This window comes from Chitinispirillales bacterium (assembly GCA_031254455.1).
GTDB lineage: Bacteria > Fibrobacterota > Chitinivibrionia > Chitinivibrionales > Chitinivibrionaceae > WRFX01.
Map to the genome: position 1 here is coordinate 17,852 of JAIRUI010000123.1, position 21,046 is coordinate 38,897.

At 41.5% G+C, this 21,046-nt stretch carries 15 protein-coding genes; 4 read left to right on the plus strand and 11 right to left on the minus strand.

The window, feature by feature from the left end:
* Nucleotides 1-10: 10 nt before the first annotated feature.
* From LBH98_09795 to galE, 6 genes are all read right to left on the minus strand, one after another.
* Nucleotides 11-733 (minus strand): class I SAM-dependent methyltransferase, encoded by a 723-nt coding sequence (locus LBH98_09795; protein MDR0305039.1) that lies wholly within the window; start codon nucleotides 731-733, stop codon nucleotides 11-13.
* 64 nt (nucleotides 734-797) lie between these two features.
* A complete protein-coding gene (gene acpP / locus LBH98_09800) occupies nucleotides 798-1,031 on the minus strand; it encodes an acyl carrier protein (GenBank protein ID MDR0305040.1) in 234 nt (77 codons plus the stop codon).
* 49 nt (nucleotides 1,032-1,080) lie between these two features.
* Entirely contained in the window at nucleotides 1,081-1,827 is a 747-nt protein-coding gene (gene fabG, locus LBH98_09805) for a 3-oxoacyl-[acyl-carrier-protein] reductase (protein MDR0305041.1), read from the minus strand.
* On the minus strand, nucleotides 1,824-2,765 hold the full coding sequence (fabD, locus tag LBH98_09810) for an ACP S-malonyltransferase (protein ID MDR0305042.1): 942 nt from the start codon (nucleotides 2,763-2,765) through the stop codon (nucleotides 1,824-1,826). Before fabD ends, fabG begins: the two co-directional genes overlap by 4 nt.
* A gap of 21 nt (nucleotides 2,766-2,786) precedes the next feature.
* Nucleotides 2,787-3,734 (minus strand): ketoacyl-ACP synthase III, encoded by a 948-nt coding sequence (locus LBH98_09815; protein MDR0305043.1) that lies wholly within the window; start codon nucleotides 3,732-3,734, stop codon nucleotides 2,787-2,789.
* Between the two features lie 135 nt (nucleotides 3,735-3,869).
* Nucleotides 3,870-4,850 (minus strand): UDP-glucose 4-epimerase GalE, encoded by a 981-nt coding sequence (gene galE / locus LBH98_09820; GenBank protein MDR0305044.1) that lies wholly within the window; start codon nucleotides 4,848-4,850, stop codon nucleotides 3,870-3,872.
* A gap of 367 nt (nucleotides 4,851-5,217) precedes the next feature.
* Here galE and LBH98_09825 point away from each other — a divergent pair, with 367 nt between their 5' ends.
* From LBH98_09825 to LBH98_09840, 4 genes are all read left to right on the plus strand, one after another.
* Nucleotides 5,218-6,654 carry a TolC family protein gene (locus tag LBH98_09825; protein ID MDR0305045.1) on the plus strand — a complete coding sequence of 479 codons (1,437 nt, stop codon included), beginning with the start codon at nucleotides 5,218-5,220 and terminating at the stop codon, nucleotides 6,652-6,654.
* Nucleotides 6,655-6,672: 18 nt separating this feature from the next.
* The gene (locus LBH98_09830) at nucleotides 6,673-7,725 is read left to right on the plus strand and encodes an efflux RND transporter periplasmic adaptor subunit (GenBank protein ID MDR0305046.1); all 1,053 of its coding nucleotides are present in this window, start codon (nucleotides 6,673-6,675) and stop codon (nucleotides 7,723-7,725) included.
* 39 nt (nucleotides 7,726-7,764) lie between these two features.
* Complete coding sequence (locus tag LBH98_09835) at nucleotides 7,765-10,860, plus strand: efflux RND transporter permease subunit (GenBank protein MDR0305047.1); 3,096 nt, start codon at nucleotides 7,765-7,767, stop codon at nucleotides 10,858-10,860.
* A 75-nt stretch (nucleotides 10,861-10,935) separates the two neighbouring features.
* On the plus strand, nucleotides 10,936-11,568 hold the full coding sequence (locus LBH98_09840) for a TetR/AcrR family transcriptional regulator (GenBank protein MDR0305048.1): 633 nt from the start codon (nucleotides 10,936-10,938) through the stop codon (nucleotides 11,566-11,568).
* Here LBH98_09840 and ligA read toward each other — a convergent pair.
* The 5 genes from ligA to LBH98_09865 form a co-directional block, all read right to left on the minus strand.
* Nucleotides 11,563-13,512, minus strand: a complete 1,950-nt coding sequence (ligA, locus tag LBH98_09845; protein MDR0305049.1) for an NAD-dependent DNA ligase LigA — start codon at nucleotides 13,510-13,512, stop codon at nucleotides 11,563-11,565. The genes LBH98_09840 and ligA overlap by 6 nt on opposite strands.
* Before the next feature lie 12 nt (nucleotides 13,513-13,524).
* A complete protein-coding gene (locus LBH98_09850; GenBank protein MDR0305050.1) occupies nucleotides 13,525-13,953 on the minus strand; it encodes a SoxR reducing system RseC family protein in 429 nt (142 codons plus the stop codon).
* An 89-nt stretch (nucleotides 13,954-14,042) separates the two neighbouring features.
* The gene (locus LBH98_09855) at nucleotides 14,043-15,947 is read right to left on the minus strand and encodes a hypothetical protein (GenBank protein ID MDR0305051.1); all 1,905 of its coding nucleotides are present in this window, start codon (nucleotides 15,945-15,947) and stop codon (nucleotides 14,043-14,045) included.
* 13 nt (nucleotides 15,948-15,960) lie between these two features.
* Nucleotides 15,961-17,904, minus strand: coding sequence for a hypothetical protein (locus tag LBH98_09860; protein MDR0305052.1), 1,944 nt, complete (start codon nucleotides 17,902-17,904; stop codon nucleotides 15,961-15,963).
* A gap of 19 nt (nucleotides 17,905-17,923) precedes the next feature.
* Nucleotides 17,924-20,812: a hypothetical protein gene (locus tag LBH98_09865; GenBank protein MDR0305053.1), complete on the minus strand. Its 2,889-nt coding sequence runs from the start codon at nucleotides 20,810-20,812 to the stop codon at nucleotides 17,924-17,926.
* Nucleotides 20,813-21,046 lie beyond the last annotated feature (234 nt).

Genomic DNA, 21,046 nt, shown 5'->3' on the forward strand with positions numbered 1-21,046 from the left:
TATGTAAATTTTATTTTTTTTGCGCGACTATAAGCGCCTGTCTGTTAAATGCTATTTTACATTTAAAAAGCAAATTCCGTTTCCACACATTGCCGGTAACGTGAAGAATAAAACCGAAAACCAAATTGTTTATTCTCGCCAAAATCCAGAAAAACAGGCGAAAACAATTAAAAGCCGACCGAAAATAGTCGTTTTTAACCACGTCATACCCACAGTCAAAAAGCAGGCGGTTAATTCGGTAACGAGTCGTCAAAAAAGAATGTGAATAATCGACTTCAAAAAAATCAGTTTTCCAATCAAGATAATCCGGGAAAAAAATGACAACTTTTCCGCTTGCTTTTAATATTGGTTTTAATTCTTCAAGCGCTTGGGACGCTATTTGACAATTTAAGAAATGCTCAACAACGTTATTCATCACAACTACATCAAAACTTTCGTTTTCAATATTTCTCGGTAAAGGCGGAATCATAGTCACACCGTCTACGCAAATATTAGCGCCGTTTTCCTCAGCAAGTTTACAAATAGCCGCATTCGCATCTATCACGTTATATTTCGCTTTGGGATAAAATTTGGAAAATATTTTATGGAAATCGCCGCGCCCGTAACCGATCTCCAAAACACTCGGGTTCTCCGGTAATTCTTTCGCTATATACTTTATGAACTTTGGATATAAATGGCGCGCCTGCCATTCCCGTAAAGGATTCGTCGTTTTGTCGTAATAATCGTAAAACATAAATAATAACCTTTATTAAAAACAAAAGAGCGGTATATTTCAACAACGCTCTTTTATCTATCAATTAAAGTGAATCCACATATTTCACGACATCGCCGACAGTGATAAACTTCGCCGAATCTTCGTCTGAAATTTCATCAACGCCGAACGCTTCTTCAAACGCCATGATGAGTTCGGAAAGGTCAAGCGAATCCGCTCCCAAATCGTCAATAAATTTTTTCTCCGGGGTAATTTCACTTTTTTGCTTACCCAGTTGCTTTGCTACCACTTCTTGAACTTTTTCAAGATTTGCACTCATAAAACACTCCTTTTTTTATTGTTAAAAACCAAACCACAAATATAAAATACTACATTGCCAACCCGCCGTTGACGGCGATTACCTGCCCGGTTATATAACCCGCCAAATCGCTTGCCAAAAACAGAGCCGAATTGGCAATATCTTCGGGCATACCCAAAACTTTCATCGGAATTGCGTCCTCGTATCCTTTCACGACTTCGGGTGAAAGTTTGTCCGTCATCGCCGTACGAATAAATCCCGGCGCAATCGCATTTACTGTTACCGACCGTTTCGCCGCTTCTTTTGCCACAGCCTTTGTCAGAGCTATCATCCCTCCTTTTGATGCCGAATAATTCGCTTGTCCGGGAAGTCCTATCTGTCCGGAAATCGAAGCGATATTTATTATTCTTCCGCCTCTGGCTTTGAGCATCGGACGCAACGCCGCTTTCGTGCATAGAAACGTACTCTTGAGATTCACATCAAGAACCGCGTCCCAGTCGCTTTCTTTCATATCTATAACGAGTCCGTCTTTGGTAATTCCCGCATTATTCACAAGAATATCAATTTTGCCGAAAAACTCTATAAAATCCTTAATCATTTTATCCACGTCTTCTTCTTTGGCGACATTCGCCGAAAGCGCAAGCGTTTTTACACCGTAATTTTCTGCAATTTCCCGAGCAGACTCTTTTGCCGTGTTTAAATCAATATCACTGACACAAACGTCTGCGCCAGTTTTTGCAAATTTCGCCGCGATTTCCTTTCCGATTCCTCTTCCCGAACCGGTGACAAGAGCGGCTTTCCCTTTTAACGAAATCATTTTTTCTCCTCTGTTTTGTATGTTTCCATAATAGAAATTACGTTCTCCCAATCGGCGCAATTTACAACCTCAATTTCTGCAACAGTTTTTTTCATAAGTCCTTTAAGTACGTTGCCAGGACCTACCTCGACGGCGTTTCTGACGCCAACGTCGAACAGCTCGTTTTGGCAATCAACCCAGCGAACCGGAGAAAGCAGTTGCTCAACCAAAAGCGATTTTATTGTATCCGCGCTTTTTTCCGGCTTTGCGCGAACGTTTGTAATAACTGGGTATTTTGCGTCGTTAAATTTTTTATCTTCCAAATATTTTGAAAATTCGTCTGCGGCGTCTTTCATAAGCGGAGAATGAAACGCGCCGCTTACCGCAAGCGCCACCGCTCGTTTTGCTCCGTTCGCCTTAAGAATTTCACAAGCGCTTTCCACCGCCGCCGAATCGCCCGAAATTACGGTTTGTTCCGGAGAATTTTCATTTGCCGAAACGACGACTCCGTTTTTGATTTCAAGTAAATACGAAATAATTTTTTCCTTTTCCATTCCCAAAATCGCCGCCATAGCGCCTTTGTATCTTTTACCCGCTTCAGCCATCAATTCTCCGCGCTTTGCGACCAAATCAATTCCTGTTGCAAAATCAAAAACTTCACTTGCATAAAGAGCGGAATATTCTCCCAGAGAATGCCCAAGCGTAAAAGACGGAAATATACCGTTTTGCTTCAGCAAATCGGCAATTACACTTTCTATCAAAAACATCGCCGGCTGAGTGTTTTCGGTTTGTTTGAGAACCTCTTCCGTACCGTCAAAAATTATATTTTTTATATTCCGTTCCAAAATATCGTTCGCTTCTTCAAAGCGTTTTTTTGCAAAATCGCTTTGCTCAAAAATATCTTTTCCCATCCCGACTTTCTGAGAACCTTGTCCGGGAAACAAAAATGACAAATTCATACTAAATTACTCCCATTTTTCTCAAAACCTGATTATAACGCCGCCGGCGGTAATTCCTCCGCCAAGCGAAACCATGGCGATTATGTCTCCGTCTTTTATTCGTCCGTTATCCCACGCTTCTTCAAGTGCGAGCGGAATCGTCGCCGATGAAGTATTTCCGTATTTTTGCAGATTTATTACAATTTTTTCCGGAGGCAGTCCTAATCTTTCCCCCACGCTTTCGATTATACGAATATTCGCTTGATGCGGAACGAGCAAATCAACGTCTTTCAACGTCAAATTTGCTTTCTCAAGCGCCCTCTCTACCATTTCCGGCATAAGACGACAAGCATATTTATAAATTTTTTGTCCTTCCATAATCAAAAACTTTTTATCGCCCCAACTCGGCAGGTAAAGCGCCTCTGCCCCGTTAGGATCGGTATAATTTATACAGGACAATATTCCTTTTTCACCGTTACTCGCTTCCAAAACCACCGCACCCGCGCCGTCACCGAATAAAATGCACGTCCCCCTGTCATTCCAATCAAGAGAACGCGAAATCACTTCGCTCCCGACCAAAAGCACTCGTTTGCTCTGCCCGCTTTTTATCAACGAATCAGCTACAGAAAGTCCGAACGTAAATCCGGCGCAAGCGGCGGATAAATCAAACGCAAACGCACCTTTAATTCCTAATTTTCCGGCAATTATCGCCGCCGTTGACGGAAAAAAATTATCCGGCGTAAACGTCGCACAAATTATCGTGTCGATACTTTCGGCGTTAATTTCCGCTTTGGCGATCGCTTTCTTTGCCGCCTCAAAACCCAATAGAGAAGCAGCGTCTTTCGGAGCGTTTTTCCAAATTCTCCTCTGCTTAATGCCCGTCCTTTGGGTTATCCATTCGTCAGAAGTTTCCAAATACGACGCGAAATAATCGTTATCCTTGATTTCGGCCGGAACGGCTGTCCCCACCGAAATTATATTCGCTTTAATAAAATCCGCCTTTCACAAACCGATAATACACATTTTTTACAACAATATTACTACTTAATATAATATATTTTAATCAAAGATAGTCAAACTTTTGGAATAGAGTGATTTTGCGTAAAATTTACTCTATTCTTGCAATCAAATTTTGAAATTTTTTTTATAAACTTCCCAAGTCGTTAAAATTAGCGAAGTTATATCGGAATGTTGCGCTTTGAAACCCAAAGCTTCTTTCGCTTTTTTTGCCGTCGCCAAAACCACCGAAGGATCTCCGTCACGGCGAGCGCCAAACTCCGCCTCTATTTTCCTGCCTGTGATTTTCCTTGCCGTATCAACCATCTCTTTGACCGAAACACCCGTCTGCGAACCAAGATTCACCGTCAAACTTTCGTTGACTTTCAACAAGTATTCAAACGCTTTGAGATGCGCCGAAGCCAAATCGCTCACGTGAATATAATCGCGAACACAAGTTCCGTCTCGGGTGTCCCAGTCCGAACCGAAGATCGTAATTTTTTCACGTTTTCCTACAGCGGTTTCCATAACAATCGGAAGCAAATTTTGCGGATTGGTTTCTAACCCCGAAATTCTGCCTTTTTTATCATAGCCAGCCGCGTTAAAATATCTTAACGCTACAAATTTCAGTCCTTTAAGTTTATCGTACCATGTCAAAATTCTTTCGATTTCCAACTTTGTAAATCCGTAGTAATTTTCAGGATTCGTCGGATGATTTTCGTCAATCGGAAGGTACTGCGGTTCACCGTAAACCGCCGCAGTAGATGAAAAAATTATCTTTTTCACACCGTTTTTTACAGCCGCATTCAATATGTTTATTGTTCCGCAAATGTTGTTTACAGAGTACTTTTCGGGAATTACCATAGATTCGCCCGCCGCCTTAAACGCTGACAAATGGATGATTCCATCAAATTTCCTATCGCCCATCGTCTTGTCAAGTAAATCAAAATTCAAAACGTCGCCGCGGACAAGATCTTCGTCGGCAAATACATTTTCTTCTTTCCCGCTTGAGAAATTGTCGTAAATCGTAACTCCGTAACCGTTATCAAGCAATTCTCGAGCAACATGACTCCCTATGTATCCCGCTCCGCCGATTACCAAAATGTTCATTTTTTTTCCTTTGGTCTAAAATTTCGAAAATAAAATAATATTCTGCGCACATAGTTTTTGATATGGAAATGGAAAGTTTTATGAAACGGAGAAACAAAATATAAAAATAATTTCAACAAGCATAAAATATTTTCCAAGTTCGCTCGTCTAATATTATAGAAGGATAAATCCATATAAAGATTTTGTTAAATTTGTGGTTGCAGGAGTTTTGATTATGCTTGCTACGGTACACGAAAAATTACAATTTCTGACCTTTTTTACAAAAAAATGACTCTAAAGTCAGTTTTTTGTACATTTAGTCGAAAACATGTGTTATTTTAATATGGAAATTACGAGAACGATACAATTTTTATGAAAGAGAGGATAGATGAGAAGAAAAATTTTGACGGCGCTTACGGCAGCCGTACTTTCAACGTCCGTATTTTCAGATGCTCCGGAATCGTCGTCAAAGCCGAATGACGGACAAAGAGCAATGAGCAGAAGCGATGTGATAAGGTATGCTTTCAAAAACTCCGAAAGTTTGGCTCAACTTGAAGCCGAACACGAACGGATAGTTTACATGCGGAAAGAATACTATGGGAAAGCGCTTCCGGACATTAACGGAGCGATAAATTATGTTCTTGCTCCGAATTTGAATGGAGAAAAGGAAGATAGACCGAGTGTTTCCGAGGTGGTTGACGGAATGGAACCTAGTAATGCAGACCGAGTCTTAGCCGGAGCGTTAGATGGGATTTCAGGCGCTTTAGGCGCTATGAGCGTCAAAAATACCTTGCAGTGGGAAGTAAAGGCAACGCAGCCGATTTTTGCACAGGGAAAAGTAAAAACCGGATTGAAAATCGCCGAAATCTCTCTTGAAACGCTTGAAGAAAAATACAGAGGCGAACAATTGGAACTTTCGCAAAACATTATAAACGCATACAATTCCGCGCTTTTGGCTCAACAAAACGCGGTAATTCAACAGGATGCGTTAATTATTGCAGAGGAGTCGTACAGAATAGCGAAAGCGCGGTTTGAGACCGGCAAGGGAAGCGCACTTGATACGCTAAACGCAAGATATGAGCAGCAACAGGCGATTTCACGGCTTCGCGACGCGCAAAAAAATGAAAAATTAACGATGGAAACGTTGATGACGGCGGCTTCGCTTGACGATAAGAAAATTATTTTGAGCGACAGCTTGATCGTGCCGCAGTTTGATATGACGGAAGACGCGGCTTGGGAGAAAATGCGGCAAAATAATTCGTCGCTCAAATTGCTTTCGCAGGCAAAAATGTTGCAAACAGAACAAACGCACTTGACCAAAACCGATTATCTTCCGATGATTGGAGCGTTTGCAAGCATCGGACAGCATAATTTGTTTGATAACGGCGACGAATTTGCAGACTCTGGAAGCTGGCAGTGGGATTTTAAAGTCGGCGTGGGAGTTCAAATCCCGATTTTCAACGGCGGGCAACGCAAAAACAAACTCCGTCAGGCAAAATTCGAAGAATTAAAGTTGGATAAACAAGAGATTGAAGCCGAGCGCGGACTTCGACTTGCTTTGAGCGCAGCGTTTGAGGATTTAGCGGTAGCAAAAGAAGAATTGGCGAGGACGGCGCAGATGATCGCGCTTACAGAACAAGGGCTTAGGATTTCCAAATTGTCGTTTGAACTGGGGCAAATTACGCAGTTGGAATTGAACAACAGCGAACAGAATAACAGAGGAGCCAAAACAGCGTATAACAGCGCAATTTTCGGCATCAATTCGGCGGTTATGAATATTGAAAAATTGATAGGAAGTGAAGATTTAATCTCAATAGGAAATTAAAAAAGAGGAGTTTAGAAAATGAGAAGTTTTAAAATGACGGTAATTGTCGCCGCGGCGGCTATCGCTTTAACATCGTGCGGGAAAAAAGACGAAGCGAAAGAAAAATCGCAGACAATTCAGGAAATTCAAGCGGTACAAGGGATTCCCGTGACTGTTTCAACGGCAAAAAAAAGTGTTGTGCGCCATGTAGAAAAAACGAGCGGCACGACGGAAGGAATCAGGCAATCGTATTTGACGAACGCGATGAGCGGAACTCTGCAAAAAATTTCCGTCAAAACCGGACAACGTGTTAAAGAAGGCGACGTTATCGCGAGTATGTATTTCGAGGACGGTTCGCCGCGAAGCGCCGCACAGGCTAATTACGATTATGCGGAAAGAATGTACGAAAGAGTCCGAAAATTGCAGGAAGAAGGCGCTGCGACTTTGGAACAGATTGAAGGCGCTAGAGTTAATTACGAAAACGCGTTAAAAGGGCTTAAAGGAGCAAACGCAGCCGAATTTGTACGCGCTCCGTTTGACGGCGTAATATTAGAAATTTATCAATCCGAAGGAACTAAAATAGACGCAAGAACCCAAATTGCGCATATGGCGGATTTTTCAAGGATTAAAGTTGACGCGATGGTTAACGAATTGAATATTAATAAATACTCAAACGGACAAAAAGCGTTCGTTCTTGTCGGCGACAAAGACACGCTTTGGGGACGGGCGACAAGCGTTGCGGTCGGCGGAATCGCGCAAAATCACGGTTTTCGCGTAACTTTTGAATTTCCAAATCCGAACAACAAACTCAAAGTCGGAATGTTTAAAGAAATTTTCGTTATAATCGAAGAAAAAACTGACGCGATAAGCGTTCCCATAGATGTGGTAGTTTACAAAGCAGGAAAGCCAGGGGTGTTCGTAATAAACGGTGAAACGGCTGTTTTAAGGCAAGTGGAACCGGGAATAAACAGCGGAAGTAATTTGGAAATTATTTCCGGACTTAAAGAAAAAGAGCGATTCGTCGTCTCGGGTGCGACTTTGCTTTCGGACGGTAAGAAAGTGAACATTACGGAGCAAAAAAATGACGAATAAAAAAACGTTTGTCCAGATAAGCATTTTAAGGAGAAAATAATGAGTATTGCGAAAACAAGTATTCAGCGTCCGCTGATGATGATAATGGTTATATTGGCGGTTTCACTTTTCGGTCTGGTCGCGTGGCAAAAATTGCCTACCGACAGAATGCCAAATATAGAATTGCCGTATGTTACGATTCAATTTATTTATCCGGGATCAGGTCCCGAAGAAGTCGAATTGAACGTAATAAAACCGGTAGAAGATCAAGTAGGGATGATTTCCGGCATCAAAAATATGACATCGTATTGTATGGAAAACGCAGGCGTAATTGTGCTTGAATTCAATACCGACATAAATGCGGATTTTGCGGCTATAGAAGTAAAAGACAAGGTAAGCCAGATTATGTCTTTGCTTCCCGAAGACGTTAAAGAACCGGCGATTGCAAAGATTGATTTTTCCGCCATGCCTATAATGACGATAGCGCTATTGGGAGATTCGACCATATCGCCTATAGAATTGCGAACTTATGCCGATAAACAACTTAAAGACAAATTCGGGCAAGTCGTAGGCGTCGCACAGGCGACGATTTCCGGCGGACGAGAACGAGAAATTCACGTAACGCTTAACGCCGAAAAATTAGCGGCTCATAACTTGTCGATATTTAACGTATATCCGGTTTTTACCATGCAAAACGCTCTTGTTCCTATCGGTTACGTTACCGGAGAACTCAAGGAATATTCCGTAAAATTTGACGGAAAATTTCGTACTATCGAAGAAATAGAACAAATCCAAGTACCTACTCCCGGCGGATATAACGTTCGGCTCAACGAAATAGCCAAAGTAAGCGATTCGTATGCGGACGTTCGTGAAGCGGCAAGATTTCAAGGAGAACAGTCGGTGGAATTCTCCATTACAAAATCCGGCGATGCAAACACGGTTGCGACGGCGAAGAAAGTTATTAAAACTCTTGAAAAACAGAGAAAAGAACTGCCGCAAGGCATGCGCCTTGAAATCGTAACGGATCAGTCGAACTTTATCAGCGAAGCGGTCAGCGACACTTATTCGAATATCTGGCAGGGCATTCTGCTTACGGCGATAATTTTATTGATATTTCTTTCGGATTTCCGCCTCACTATTATCGCCGCCGTAATTATGCCGATTTCTCTGATAATGGGATTTATCGGTATGGACGCTATGGGATTTTCTATGAATATGGTAACGATGATGTCTTTGACTATCGTCGTCGGAATTTTGGTAACAAACGCCATAGTCGTACTTGAAAACATTATGCGGCACAGAAATATGGGTAAAGATCCTCATCACGCCGCACTTGCGGGAACGGACGAAATTTTTGTCGCGGTTTTGGCAAGCACCCTTACAAATTTGGCGGTATTTATACCGATAGCGAGTACGACCGGAATGACCGGTTCAATTTTTAAGGAATTGGGGTTAACAATCGTTTTCGCAACCGTCGCTTCCTTAATATTGAGTTTTACGCTCGTACCGATTATGGCTGCGTTTATGCTTAAGCCCAAAGAAGAGGGCAAGGAACACGCGCACGCTATCGACAAGTTTATTTCCGGACTTGATAAAAAATATGAAAATATGCTTGACAAAGCGTTGAACAATAGAACAGTCAAGATCGGAATAGTCGTTTTTACTTTTCTGTTGTTAATTTTCACCATGAAAGTCGTCGCTTCAAAAATAGGGGTGGATTTTATGCCCCATACGGACGAAGGATTCATCAACATTTCGGTTGAACTTCCGGTAGGAACCCCTATGTCCGTCACTCAAGACGTGCTTGTTAAAATAGAAGATAAACTCAAAGACCTGCCCTATCTAAAAGCGATATCAAGTTCCATAGGCAAACAAGGGATTAGTTCCGGAGTACAAAGCGGAGAAATCCGTATAGAACTAGTTCCGCTTGCCGAGAGAGACATTGACGTATTCCGAATGGTCAGGCAAGTTCGTCCCAAAATTGCCGACATCCCGGACGCAAAAATTATGGTTGCGGCGGCAAGCGGTATGAACAGGGGACAATCATCGACGGATTTGGAAATTCAAATTCTGGGCAACAATATGGATACGCTTGCACAACTTGCAGAAACGGCGTTAAAATTTTTAGAAACCGACAACGAACTTACAGATTTCAATTCATCGTGGAAAGGCGCAAAACCCGAAATTTTGATAACGCCTAAACGCGAAATTATGGAACATTACGGACTTATGGGAAATATTTCATCGTCGATTTCCGGACAAATTGTCGGCGGAATTTTACGCTATAACGTTACGGGTGAAGAAACGGCAAAATACAGTGAAGAAGGTGAAGAATATCCGATTCGTGTCCGTTTGGACGAAAATTCCCGAAAAGATATTCGCGACATTGCGACTATGAACATTATGACTCCCAAAGGAATGGTTCCGCTTGAAGTTATTGCAAACGTAGAATATGCGGCAAGCGTTTCACAAATCACCCGTATCAATAAACAAAAAATGTTGAACGTTACGGCAAACGCGGTTTCAAGAGACATCGCAATGGGAACGAAGACGCCGCAAGTTCTTAAAATGCTTGCAGAAAAAGCGCCGCTACCGGAAGAATATACCTATAAAACCGCAGGGAATCAGGATTTTGTCGATGAAACGATGGGGCAACTTGCCATTGCGGCGGCTTTGGCGGTAGCGTTGACGCTTATGCTGCTTATCGCGCTTTTGGAATCAATTCCGATGGGAATAGTGATTTTTATGACTTTACCGCTCGGTTTAATCGGAGTTATTTGGGCGCTTTTCATCACACACAGTACGCTTTCGATGATTTCGATGCTGTCCGTAATCATGCTGATAGGCGTCGTGGTAAATAACGCTATTTTGATGATAGATTACGCTCGGCAGCTTAGAAATGAAAACCATATTTCACCTCACGATGCGATAGTCAAAGCAGCCGGAACAAAACTCAAAGCGATATTAATGTCCAACATCGCAATAGTGGTTTCTATGATCCCAATGGCGCTGGGATTGGGTGCGGGCGGAACTTTCAGAGCGCCGTTTGCGATAACCGCTATCGGCGGCGTTATAATTTCTACAATGCTTACGTTTTTTGTAATTCCAGTACTTTACGTATGGACAGCTCCAAAACACGAAGACGAAGTATTGTAAAAAAGGAAATCTTTTCAGGGCGTATAAAATACGCCCTGATTTTGAAAAACAAATTTGAAAGGAATTTATTTTAATATGGAAGAAAAAAAAGAGGTAAGAATCTCAAAAATAAGGGATAGCAAAAGCGAATTTATTCTGAACGCGGCGTTAACGGTATTTTCAAGAAAAGGAATATATGATACAAATCTTGAAGATATAGCCGTTGAAGCAGGTTTTTCAAAAGCCGCTCTATATAACTACTATCAGAATAAAGAATCAATTATTTATAATTTATATATTCGCGAAATTAACAATTTTATTGATAAATTACAAAATTCGATCGAATATTCGATTAACGAAATGCAGTCGTTTGAAGAAAACATTCGCAGATACTCGTTTTTGGCTTTTAAAACATTCCAGCGGCATTTTAATTTTACCATGTCTATGAATTTGCTTGAAGTATTTGAAAGCCAAAGAAAAAATAAACATACCTATTTAATTTGCCAAAGAGACAAATACTACGAACAAGGACTTAGTAAAATTATTCTGTGGGCGAAAGAAAAAGATGAAATTACGTCTTCATTCCCCAATATTTCGCTTTGCAGGGTGATTGATTCAATAATCACAGCCGTCATGCTCGGATGGATAAAAGATGAGAAAATAGGCTATATAGAAAAAGCGGTTGAAGATTTAATTTCTTTACTTGTTAACGGAGTTAAAAAGTTATAATCCATATAAAAACTCTTCTGTAACAATTTTGATGCCAAATCCTTTTGCTTTGTTTAACTTGCTTCCCGCGTTTTCACCGGCAACGACCAAAGACGTCTTTTTGCTGACGGAATTTGCGATTTTTGCGCCGTGTTTTTCAAGAATTTGCACCGCTTCTTCGCGACTAATACTCAAAGTTCCGGTTAGAACAATAGTTTTACCTTCCAATTTTCCGGTATTTTCGTCCGTCGCTTCGCAAAGTAAAACACCGTATTGCGCAAACCTTTCAAACAATTTTCTATTTTCCGCGTCTGCAAAATAGTTCTCAACCGATTTAGCTATTTCTTTTCCTATGGAATCTATTTTAAGAAAATCATCAATTTTTGCGTCTATCAGGTTTTCATAATTTTTGAATTCTCGCGCTATAAGTTTCGCCGTCTGACTGCCTACAAGTGCGATTCCTACCGCTGAAATTACTTTTGAAAGCCCTGCTGTTTTTGAATTTTGAACCGCCGAAAACAAATTATCCGCCGATTTTTCTTTTACCCCGTCCAATTTCAGAAAATCGTCTTTAGAAAGCGCAAATATGGACGCGAAATCCGAAACTAAATTTTTATCCACCAATTGTTTGATAACGGACGGTCCTATTCCATCGACGTTCATCGCATTTTTCGAGACAAACCACTCTAACGCCGCAGATTTAACGGCGCTGCATTCCTTATTTGAACAGCGAATCGCGACTTCGTCGTCAATTTTTACTACATCGTTTTTACATGCCGGACAAACATTCGGCGTTTCAAAAATTGTTCCGGTTTTGCTCACGGTCTCAATGATTTTCGGAATAATTTCACCGCTTTTCTCGACTTTCACAACCGCGCCGACGTCAATTTCAAGACGCGATATTTCATCAAAATTATGCAAAGTCGCATTGCTTACTTTCGTTCCGGAAAGTTCCACAGGTTCAAACCGTGCGACCGGAGTTATAATTCCTGTCCGCCCAACCTGCAAGTCTATCGCCAAAATTTTTGTCTGCGCTTGTTCCGGCTCGTATTTGAACGCTATCGCCCACTTCGGCGATTTAACGGTCGCACCTACTTTTTCGTAAAAATACAATTCGTTCAACTTAAATACTATTCCGTCAATCGGATAAGACAAGTCTTTTCGTTTTTCTCTATAAAAATTTATAAAATTAATGATTTCGTCAAAATTTTTCAGTGCGCCGCTATGCTCTACAACAGGAAATCCAAGTTCATTAAGTTTTTGCAAATGTTCAATATGCGTATTGAATCCGAAATTTGCAACCAGGTAATACGCAAGAAACGAGATTTTGCGTTTGGCTACTTCTTTTGGAGAAAGCGATTTTATAGTTCCGGCGGTTGTGTTTCGCGGATTTGCAAACGGTTCTTTACCGTCCTCTTCCGCTTGTTTGTTTAACGTTTCAAAATCGTTAAATTTCATGTATAATTCGCCGCGAACCTCAAAATCATCGACCGTTTTCACTTCAAGCGGAATACTTTTTATAGTTCTTACGTTTGCGGTAATATCGTCTCCGCGCTCGCCGTTTCCCCGCGTAACCGCTTTTGTAAATTTCCCGTTTTCATAAATTAACGAACACGAAACTCCGTCTATTTTCATTTCTCCGCAAACTGAAATTTCTTTCGTTCGGCAAGATTCGTAAAGATTATTTATCCACCGGCTCACATCGTTTTCATCGTAAGAATTATCAATGCTCATCATGGGAATTTTATGTTCAATTTTTGCAAAACGGCTCGTCAAATCGTTTCCGACACGCGTACTCGGAGAATTCTCACTTTTAAAAATTGGGAATTTTTCTTCCAAATCAAGCATTTCTTTGTAAAGCAAATCGTAATCGCGATCGGAAATAAGCGATACTCCCCTGCCGTAATACGCCGAATCATACTTGTTAATTTTTTTGTAAAGTTCGTTTAATTTTTCCTGCGACAATTTTATTCCTTTTTATTCTTTGAAAATCTTTGCCGGATTTAATCTACGAAAGATTTTGTCAAAAATCGCTACCGCGACAAAGCCGAAAATTCCTCCGAAGACTGCAAAAACAATTGACAAAACACTCTGCAAAGAAATACCTAACGCAGTTGAAACATAATAAAAAACCGCCGAAAACAGAAGCGGAGTCAAAAATACGATAGCGGCGGCAACTCCGTCGTTTATCTGTAAACATTCAATTTTCACAATATCATTTACTGTTATTTCGTCGCAAAAATTGCTTTTTGGATAATCTCTTTCTATCTTTGGAGAATGCGACTTGCAAACGTTGCAACCTTTTACTTCACAAGATTGCGGCAATTCGTTTGAAAACAATTCTATTTTTATTTTGTCTCTATTTACTTGCAAAATTTTTCCGGCTCTTGATGAAATTCTCTGCATAGTTTTCCTTTTTTTGCAAAATAATATTTTCATAAAACACTAGGGCGAATATTTTTATCCGTCCTAGTGTTTTATGAAAATACCAAAACTTATTTACTTTTTGGTTCTTGCGTCAATTTAAGATTATCAATAAGCGTCTTGCTTGAAACGCCTATTTCCGACGGCTCAAAACTGAATTCTTGCACGTTACCCAAATCAAGTTTGCCGTTTACCGTCGCATCCGCAGCCGACTGATACGGTGATTTTTTAAACTTTCTGAAAGGAACTACTACATTATTCCAGCCGCGTTTTAGAGTAACCATAGCCGTCCACTCTTCTTTAAATTCATCGGTGATTTTCAACCCCAATCTTTCAACGTCGCGGTTTGAAAACGCATCAAACGAAATTGCCGAATGTTTAGACCAATCGCAAACGTTTTTAGGTAAATTCCTTCGTGCAAGTCCGTAACTCGCCATAACCCAATCGTTAACCGACCAATCCAAGAAAAGATGCCATCTGCCGTATTTATCGCGTAATTCGCGATCGTTCTGGCTCACGATTTTAACCTCAAGCGCAGATTCTTCTCCGCTTATAGCCATCCACTCTTCCGCAACGGCGTTTTCAAAGTCATTAATAATTAAATCTGGAGCATTCGACTTAAAATTGTCCCAATAAACGTCCGGATCTATGTATCCGGGAACTTTGTCTATCAGCGCAATTCTTGAGAAAAACACTTTTATCGGATCTTCAACGGCAATACGATTGACATATTTGTCGGTCGTTATCGACATTCCGATAATTTTACTCCAATCAATAATCCCGTGCTTTGTACCGTTTGTATTTTCATCCCAGTATTCCCCATCGTCTGAAAACTCCTTGAGCGGAATCATAAAATAATTCCAATTAGTGTCAAGTTTTCCGAAATCGTTCATCAGAACGCTCGTTCCTACGTTTTTTCCATCGCCCTTATTATCCGTTAATCCTAAAAAAACCTGTATTACGCCGGGAACGGATTTCGCCCAAAAACCGATACCGCCGTTATTATTGCGCGGTAAAGACATATCGGTATTTTTTCCCCAATTAAAATCAACGCCGGAATAATCGGCGTTATCAAGGTAAACGGCCATAACGTGAGGATTTCCTGCAGGATCCGTAGTGTTTTGTTGAGCAAACGCAGTCCTTCCGCCATAAACTTCACCCTTCATAGGATCTTTGAAATCTTTTTCATAAATAACGGTTATTTCTTTAACGTCAGCGCCCGGTTTTACCGGAGCCGGTTCTATCGTCTCCACTACTTCGTCCCAGTACGGCTCCCAAAGATTCTTAGGCTCTGGATAACGATTCTTAACAATATAAACATTGTCAAGCCAAATTTTAAATTTTTTATTCGCACCTCGGTCGGTTACTACAAGCAACTCTTTGACACAGTCCCACTTAAAATTACTTTTAATAGTGGTTTGCAAACGTTCGTCCCAATATCCGCCGCGCCTGCCGAAATCCGCCAAAGGAATCGACATCTGAGTCCAATACGGCTTAACTCCGCCGTATTTATCGAAATCTAATAAAATTTCGGTTTTAACGCCATCTACCATTTCGTTATCGGCAAGACCTATAAATCCCTTTTCGCCGCCGGTCGCACCCTTAACCCAAAACTCCAAAGCACCCGTCGGAAAAACGTCCCTCAAGTCGTATTCCGTGCCGTAAAGTACAATGGCGCCGCCAGAATAATCCGCCGGATCAAGTTCAAAACACACCGCTACGTCGCCGTCATGACCGGATTCTTCCGGAATGAAAACGCGTGTATTGCCGCCATAAACGTACTCGTACCCGCCCGCTACAAAATTTTCCTCAAAGAAAATGAATTTATTTGTATCGGCTGTTTGAGCCTCAATCAAATTTATTTTTGCTTTTCTCGCTTCGACAACCTCAGGCAACGGTTCAAGTTTTGCAAAGCCCAGCGTAACCGCGCCAAAAAGCCCTAAAGTGAAGAAAACATTTATTCTGTTTTTTGCCATTCTGACTCCCGTTTTAGAATTTCACGCTCAAATTCAAATCAAGACGAAGCGATTTATAGTTGTTTTTGCCTTTGTCTTCCGAATTTTCGAAACTTACCTGTCCGATTGTCGCATTCAAGACTCCGCCTTCGGTGACAGTATATTCAAATCCGGCCGCCCATTGCGATTGATCCGTAGTCACAGTCTTTTTACTACTTTTATTAAATGTTTCACCGCTTATAAATTGATAACCGCCCATAACAGCCGCTCTTTTCCAGAATTTCCAGTACAAACCGCCGTTAATAAATGAAATATCGTTCGTATTTCCGGACTGCCCGCGATAATTGTCAACAGACGTATGTTTGAAACTTCCGGAAAGAATAAACGGATAAGCCCACCAATTGCCGAATTTCGCCACATCAAACGACGCTCCGCCGACAAATTCCATGAAATCTTGAGCCTCTTTAGTCTTTTCTAAAAAGATAGTATCTCTTTGCAATTCGCTGAGAATTTTCAAATCGCCGCCAAGCAAAATCGCCTTATTAACAAAATCCAATTTCAAACCGCCGACAAATCCGCTTCTGTTCGGCGTCGCGTCACCCAAAGGCATCGCTCCGCTGATATTTTCCTCAATCATGCCGTTTTCGTATGCGTCGTGAATTTCTTCCCAAGTAAGCGTCCCACGCGTCCAAGCCGATTTCTTTATCGGTTGTTTTATCCCTGCGCCGTCCACCAATAATTCTCCTTCCGCCGGAGTATAACTGAAAACGCTCGTGTATAACGCGTCAAAAATATTAAACGATTGCGTCATACTATTGAGAATATTGCGGTTATACAGAGACGGGCTTTGCGCTAACTCGTTACGAAAGTTTTGTTGATTAAGAATAAAACCCGCGTCAAGTTTTAATCCGTTTTTCCCAAACTTAAAGTCCCCGTCTAAACCGCCGTTAAACGCGAACCCAAAATCCGTCTTATCTACATCGCCCTTTTTATTTTTAGAATTATAAGCGTATGTCCTATAATTTGAACCGGCAAATTCACCGCCCAAACCGAAATTTACTTTATCCGAATCAATAGCCGAAAATAATCCGCTTCCCAATCTCAAACGTCCGGAAAAAACTATGTCGTCGTTCGCATTATTCCATGTATTTGGGTCGCTTTCTTTAGAAGTGCGTTTAGCGTCGCCGATATACAAAAAGGTTCCGCCAAGCAACGTTCCTGGAACAAATTTCATATCGGCGTTAAAAGCGAAAGCGTATCTGTCCATACTTAAGCCATACCCGTCAACCCCCAGCGGAGTCGTAACATCATCACCTATTTCTTTTCCAACCTGACGAAGACGAACGGCAAAACCGCCGATTTTCAACTCTTGCAATCCCGGAGCGACTTTCGCGCCGAAATTAAAATTCGCGCCCTGCATAATTCTATTGTTATCGCCTAAAAATTCTTCACCCATTGCGATGTCTCTTTGGCGGGCAAAAACCGTCGGCTCAAACATAATTTCCGGCTGCGGCGTCCAAAGCGTATATTTTGAATATTTTTGTGTGAAATCGCCGATATTGTAAGTGAAAAAATCTTTCGCGTTTCCGTCAATGCTAATCCAACGAAGAGTGAGCGGATTCGCCATACTTCCAAACATGTTGCGCCAATCCTCATACATGCGAACAATCGCCGTTGCGCCTATCACGTCAAGAGGACGAGCGTTAACGCTCAAATCAAGGCCGGTATAAAGAATGTCTTCTGTGGTTTTTGCGGTCATATCCTTAACAAGGTTTCCGTCTATTTTTGAACTCAACGCTCTGGAATAAAAATTCCCGCCGAAATAAATCCCGGATTTCGCATAAAGCGGTTTTAATTGCGCTTCAAGCGAATCAAGGCGTTGCGAATCATTTCCTTTAATAGGTTCAATATCGGCCAAAACAGCCGCCGACAATCCGCAAACCAACAAAATACCATTAACTAAATTTACTCTTCTCATATTTTTTTAATCTCCTCTATTAGAAAAACGCTTTTAATTCAAGTGAAACGACGTTACCTGTAAAATTATTAAACGGCATATTCACATCGTTGTGTTTTAGCCATTTGTAACGTCCGTGCATAGACACTCTTTTCATCATATCCCAGTCAAACCCTATACCCAAAGCCAAATCGTTGATTTCAAGACGGCTTTGCTTAATTCCCGTAAGAGTATAAGACTCTGCGACTGCGCCTGCGCCCTCGCCTACGTTCAAAAGCCCGTATTGCGAACTGCTTCCGTTATCGTATTCATATTCGCCCGTCCAAGTTTTTCCGCTCAGCCATTTCTCAAAACCTACCAAAGACGTAATGTAAAATTTTTTAGTTATTCCGATCGTAGGTTCGCTCCTTAAATAATGCGATACAAGTAACGTTTTGTCGTCTTTGTCGTCTTTGGACGTAAACGCGATCGGCATAATACCGTTTCGCGTAACTCCGTTTACTTCATAATAAAGCGACAAAATCAAACTGTTTTTGTAGCCGATGTACTTTGCGATATTCAAAGCCCAGTCAACATTGAAATCAAAACTTTTCTTTATCGATACGGGAACAAATCCCGAGTTGCTTACAAGCGAAACATTTTTCGTTTTTACAACATTGCCGTCTTCGTCACTAATAACGAGATCCGCACGCCCATCGGCAGTAACGGTATTTTCGTCTATTTTGTAATAATTATTCCCGTCTTTATCGCTGACTCTTATACCGTTACCCGTATTCGCCGCATTTATTCTTCCGACAGCATCTATAAATTTGCCGTGTTCATACGATAATTCGCCGCTTGATTCGGAACCGGAATGCCAAATATTTCTCAAATCTCTATATGTCCCGACAACCGTACTGCCGGAAAAATAATTAAAGATTACTTGTTCCGCAGATTCAAAAGGAACGACAATTTCACTCACGGCGTCAAAATCGGAACGCATACCGCCTTTATGAGGAGCGTTGTCCGCCGTATAGCTCTGATCGCCGAAACGATTTTGCGTATGCTTCGCCAAAGATCCGACATTATCCACTCCGCCTTGGTGATTCATAAAATCATATCCTTCCGTAATCGTTCCCAGCCCCCATTTGCTGTACCAATGATTAAGCGTCGAATGCAGAGTTGCGCCGTTTAAGCGGTACGGTAAAACCAGAATGTCCCGCGCTTCCTTGTTTTGCGAGTTCAACTGGTAACCGAATTTCAAGTGTCCGTGCCAAGACGGAGTTTTCGGAACAAGAGTAAGTTTCAGAGAACGCAGATTTTTGGAATATTCCGCCGCTTCCATATTTTGAAAAGCCTGCGTTCCGACCATATTCGAACCGAACGCCCAAAACGCGTCGGTATTGTTTACCATAGAATAAGGCGAATAAAAATTATCACCCGCTAAAAGCATTTCTATGCTTCCCTGAATTCGCGCCCAATTATAAGTCATATTTCCATAAGCGGCAAAATCAGGCGAACTCGTTTCTTTTCTTTTACTCAAAATTCTTCCCGGATTACACGACGTACCGCTTGAACCGTATTCACCATCTTCAGCGTCATAAATGTCATCCGCAGGATTATCGCTATAGTCGTACGATTTCGGGTCGATTTTTATAAATTGAGTGTCAATCCACGACATTCCCAAATCCAATCCGAAACTGAAATTTTTGCCTATGCTTCCTTTAGTGTCAATCGTAAGAATCCGCGGCGCGACTAAAAACCCTTCCCCGAGCGATTCGACTTTCGCATCTTTTCCCCATCCGGCTATCTTATCTAACCTGTCTTTAGAAAGGATAACGTCTCTTTCGTTTGTCGCCGTGTTTATCCATTCCGAACCGTAACGCCCGATATTAAACTTTTGGTTAAACAGATTTCCATAATTATAACCGGCGTAAATAATATCGTCGTTAACGTGAACATATCCGTTATTGACGCCTATAGTAATATCATGATTTTCAAGACGTTTACTCAAACGATAAAAAACGAATTTGCGGTAAGAATCTCCGATTCCGCTTTCTACAATCGAACCTTCGTCGCCCGCATAACCCAAATCCACCGCCATATCCATGTGATAACGATGCGTCATATCGTAAGGATTTCCTATGCCGAAAAGAAAAAATCCGCGAAGCCCCCAAGGCAAATCGATAACCGAAAAATCAATGCCCTGAAACGCTCTTTTATTCCAAACGCCGCGTCCGACTTGTTCCAAATTTGTTATTTTGTTACTGTAGTAATTTCCAACCGGTTCTTCTTCTTCGTAAGGCAAATATTCCCATGCAAACATTTTCGGAGACGCGCTCCAAATAGAAAGCGGGGACGCTTCCATCCAATTCATACTGCCAAGTTTAAGCATAAAACTCGCCGGACGCGTACGTATTGCAATTCCGGCGCACATATCTTCATAAACAGACAGCCCTCGTCCGGCGCTTCCGCTACTGTGGTGCTGAACGTCATAATACCAACTACCGTCATAATCCAAACCTTCCGGTTCCAAAAACTGATGCGGATTATACGCTGAAAACATCGCATTTAGCCCAAAAGTCGTCCACAAAGTAGTACTTCTTCCGGGTGAAGCGACAATTCCTACTCGCACAAGCGGATTATCTCCATTCAACATTACTCCTTGCCGAGTAAGGTACAAATATGAAGAATCCTTCAACCGACCGTAATTGTGGAATTGGGAACGAAGCTGTATCTGTCCGTCGAAAGTAACCGGCGCAGACGCCCCATTCCTCATCGTCGAAGCGACTTTGGCTTCAAGAAACGGCAATTGTCTTTCAAGTGAATCTATCCTAGCGCTATCGGTTTCGTGCGCCAACACCATCATATCCACCGAACAAAATGCGGCGGAACACAACAAAAGCAAAAATCCGATTCCGGCAGAAATACATTTAATCCGCTTTCTCAAAAAACCTCCCTGTTGAGTGTTTTCATCCCATGCCAAATACAAATATATTTTCTTTTCAACGTATTGTGCGATATTATTTTATTTTTTTGATAAATCTTATAAAATATATTACCGCTATACCGCCGTTTCACGACTCTCACGCATTATTAATACGGGCGTCCACAGACGGAAGCATATTGTTGAAAACTCGTTATTTTTGATTTTTTTCAAAAAACCCGTTTCCCTCCGATTTTG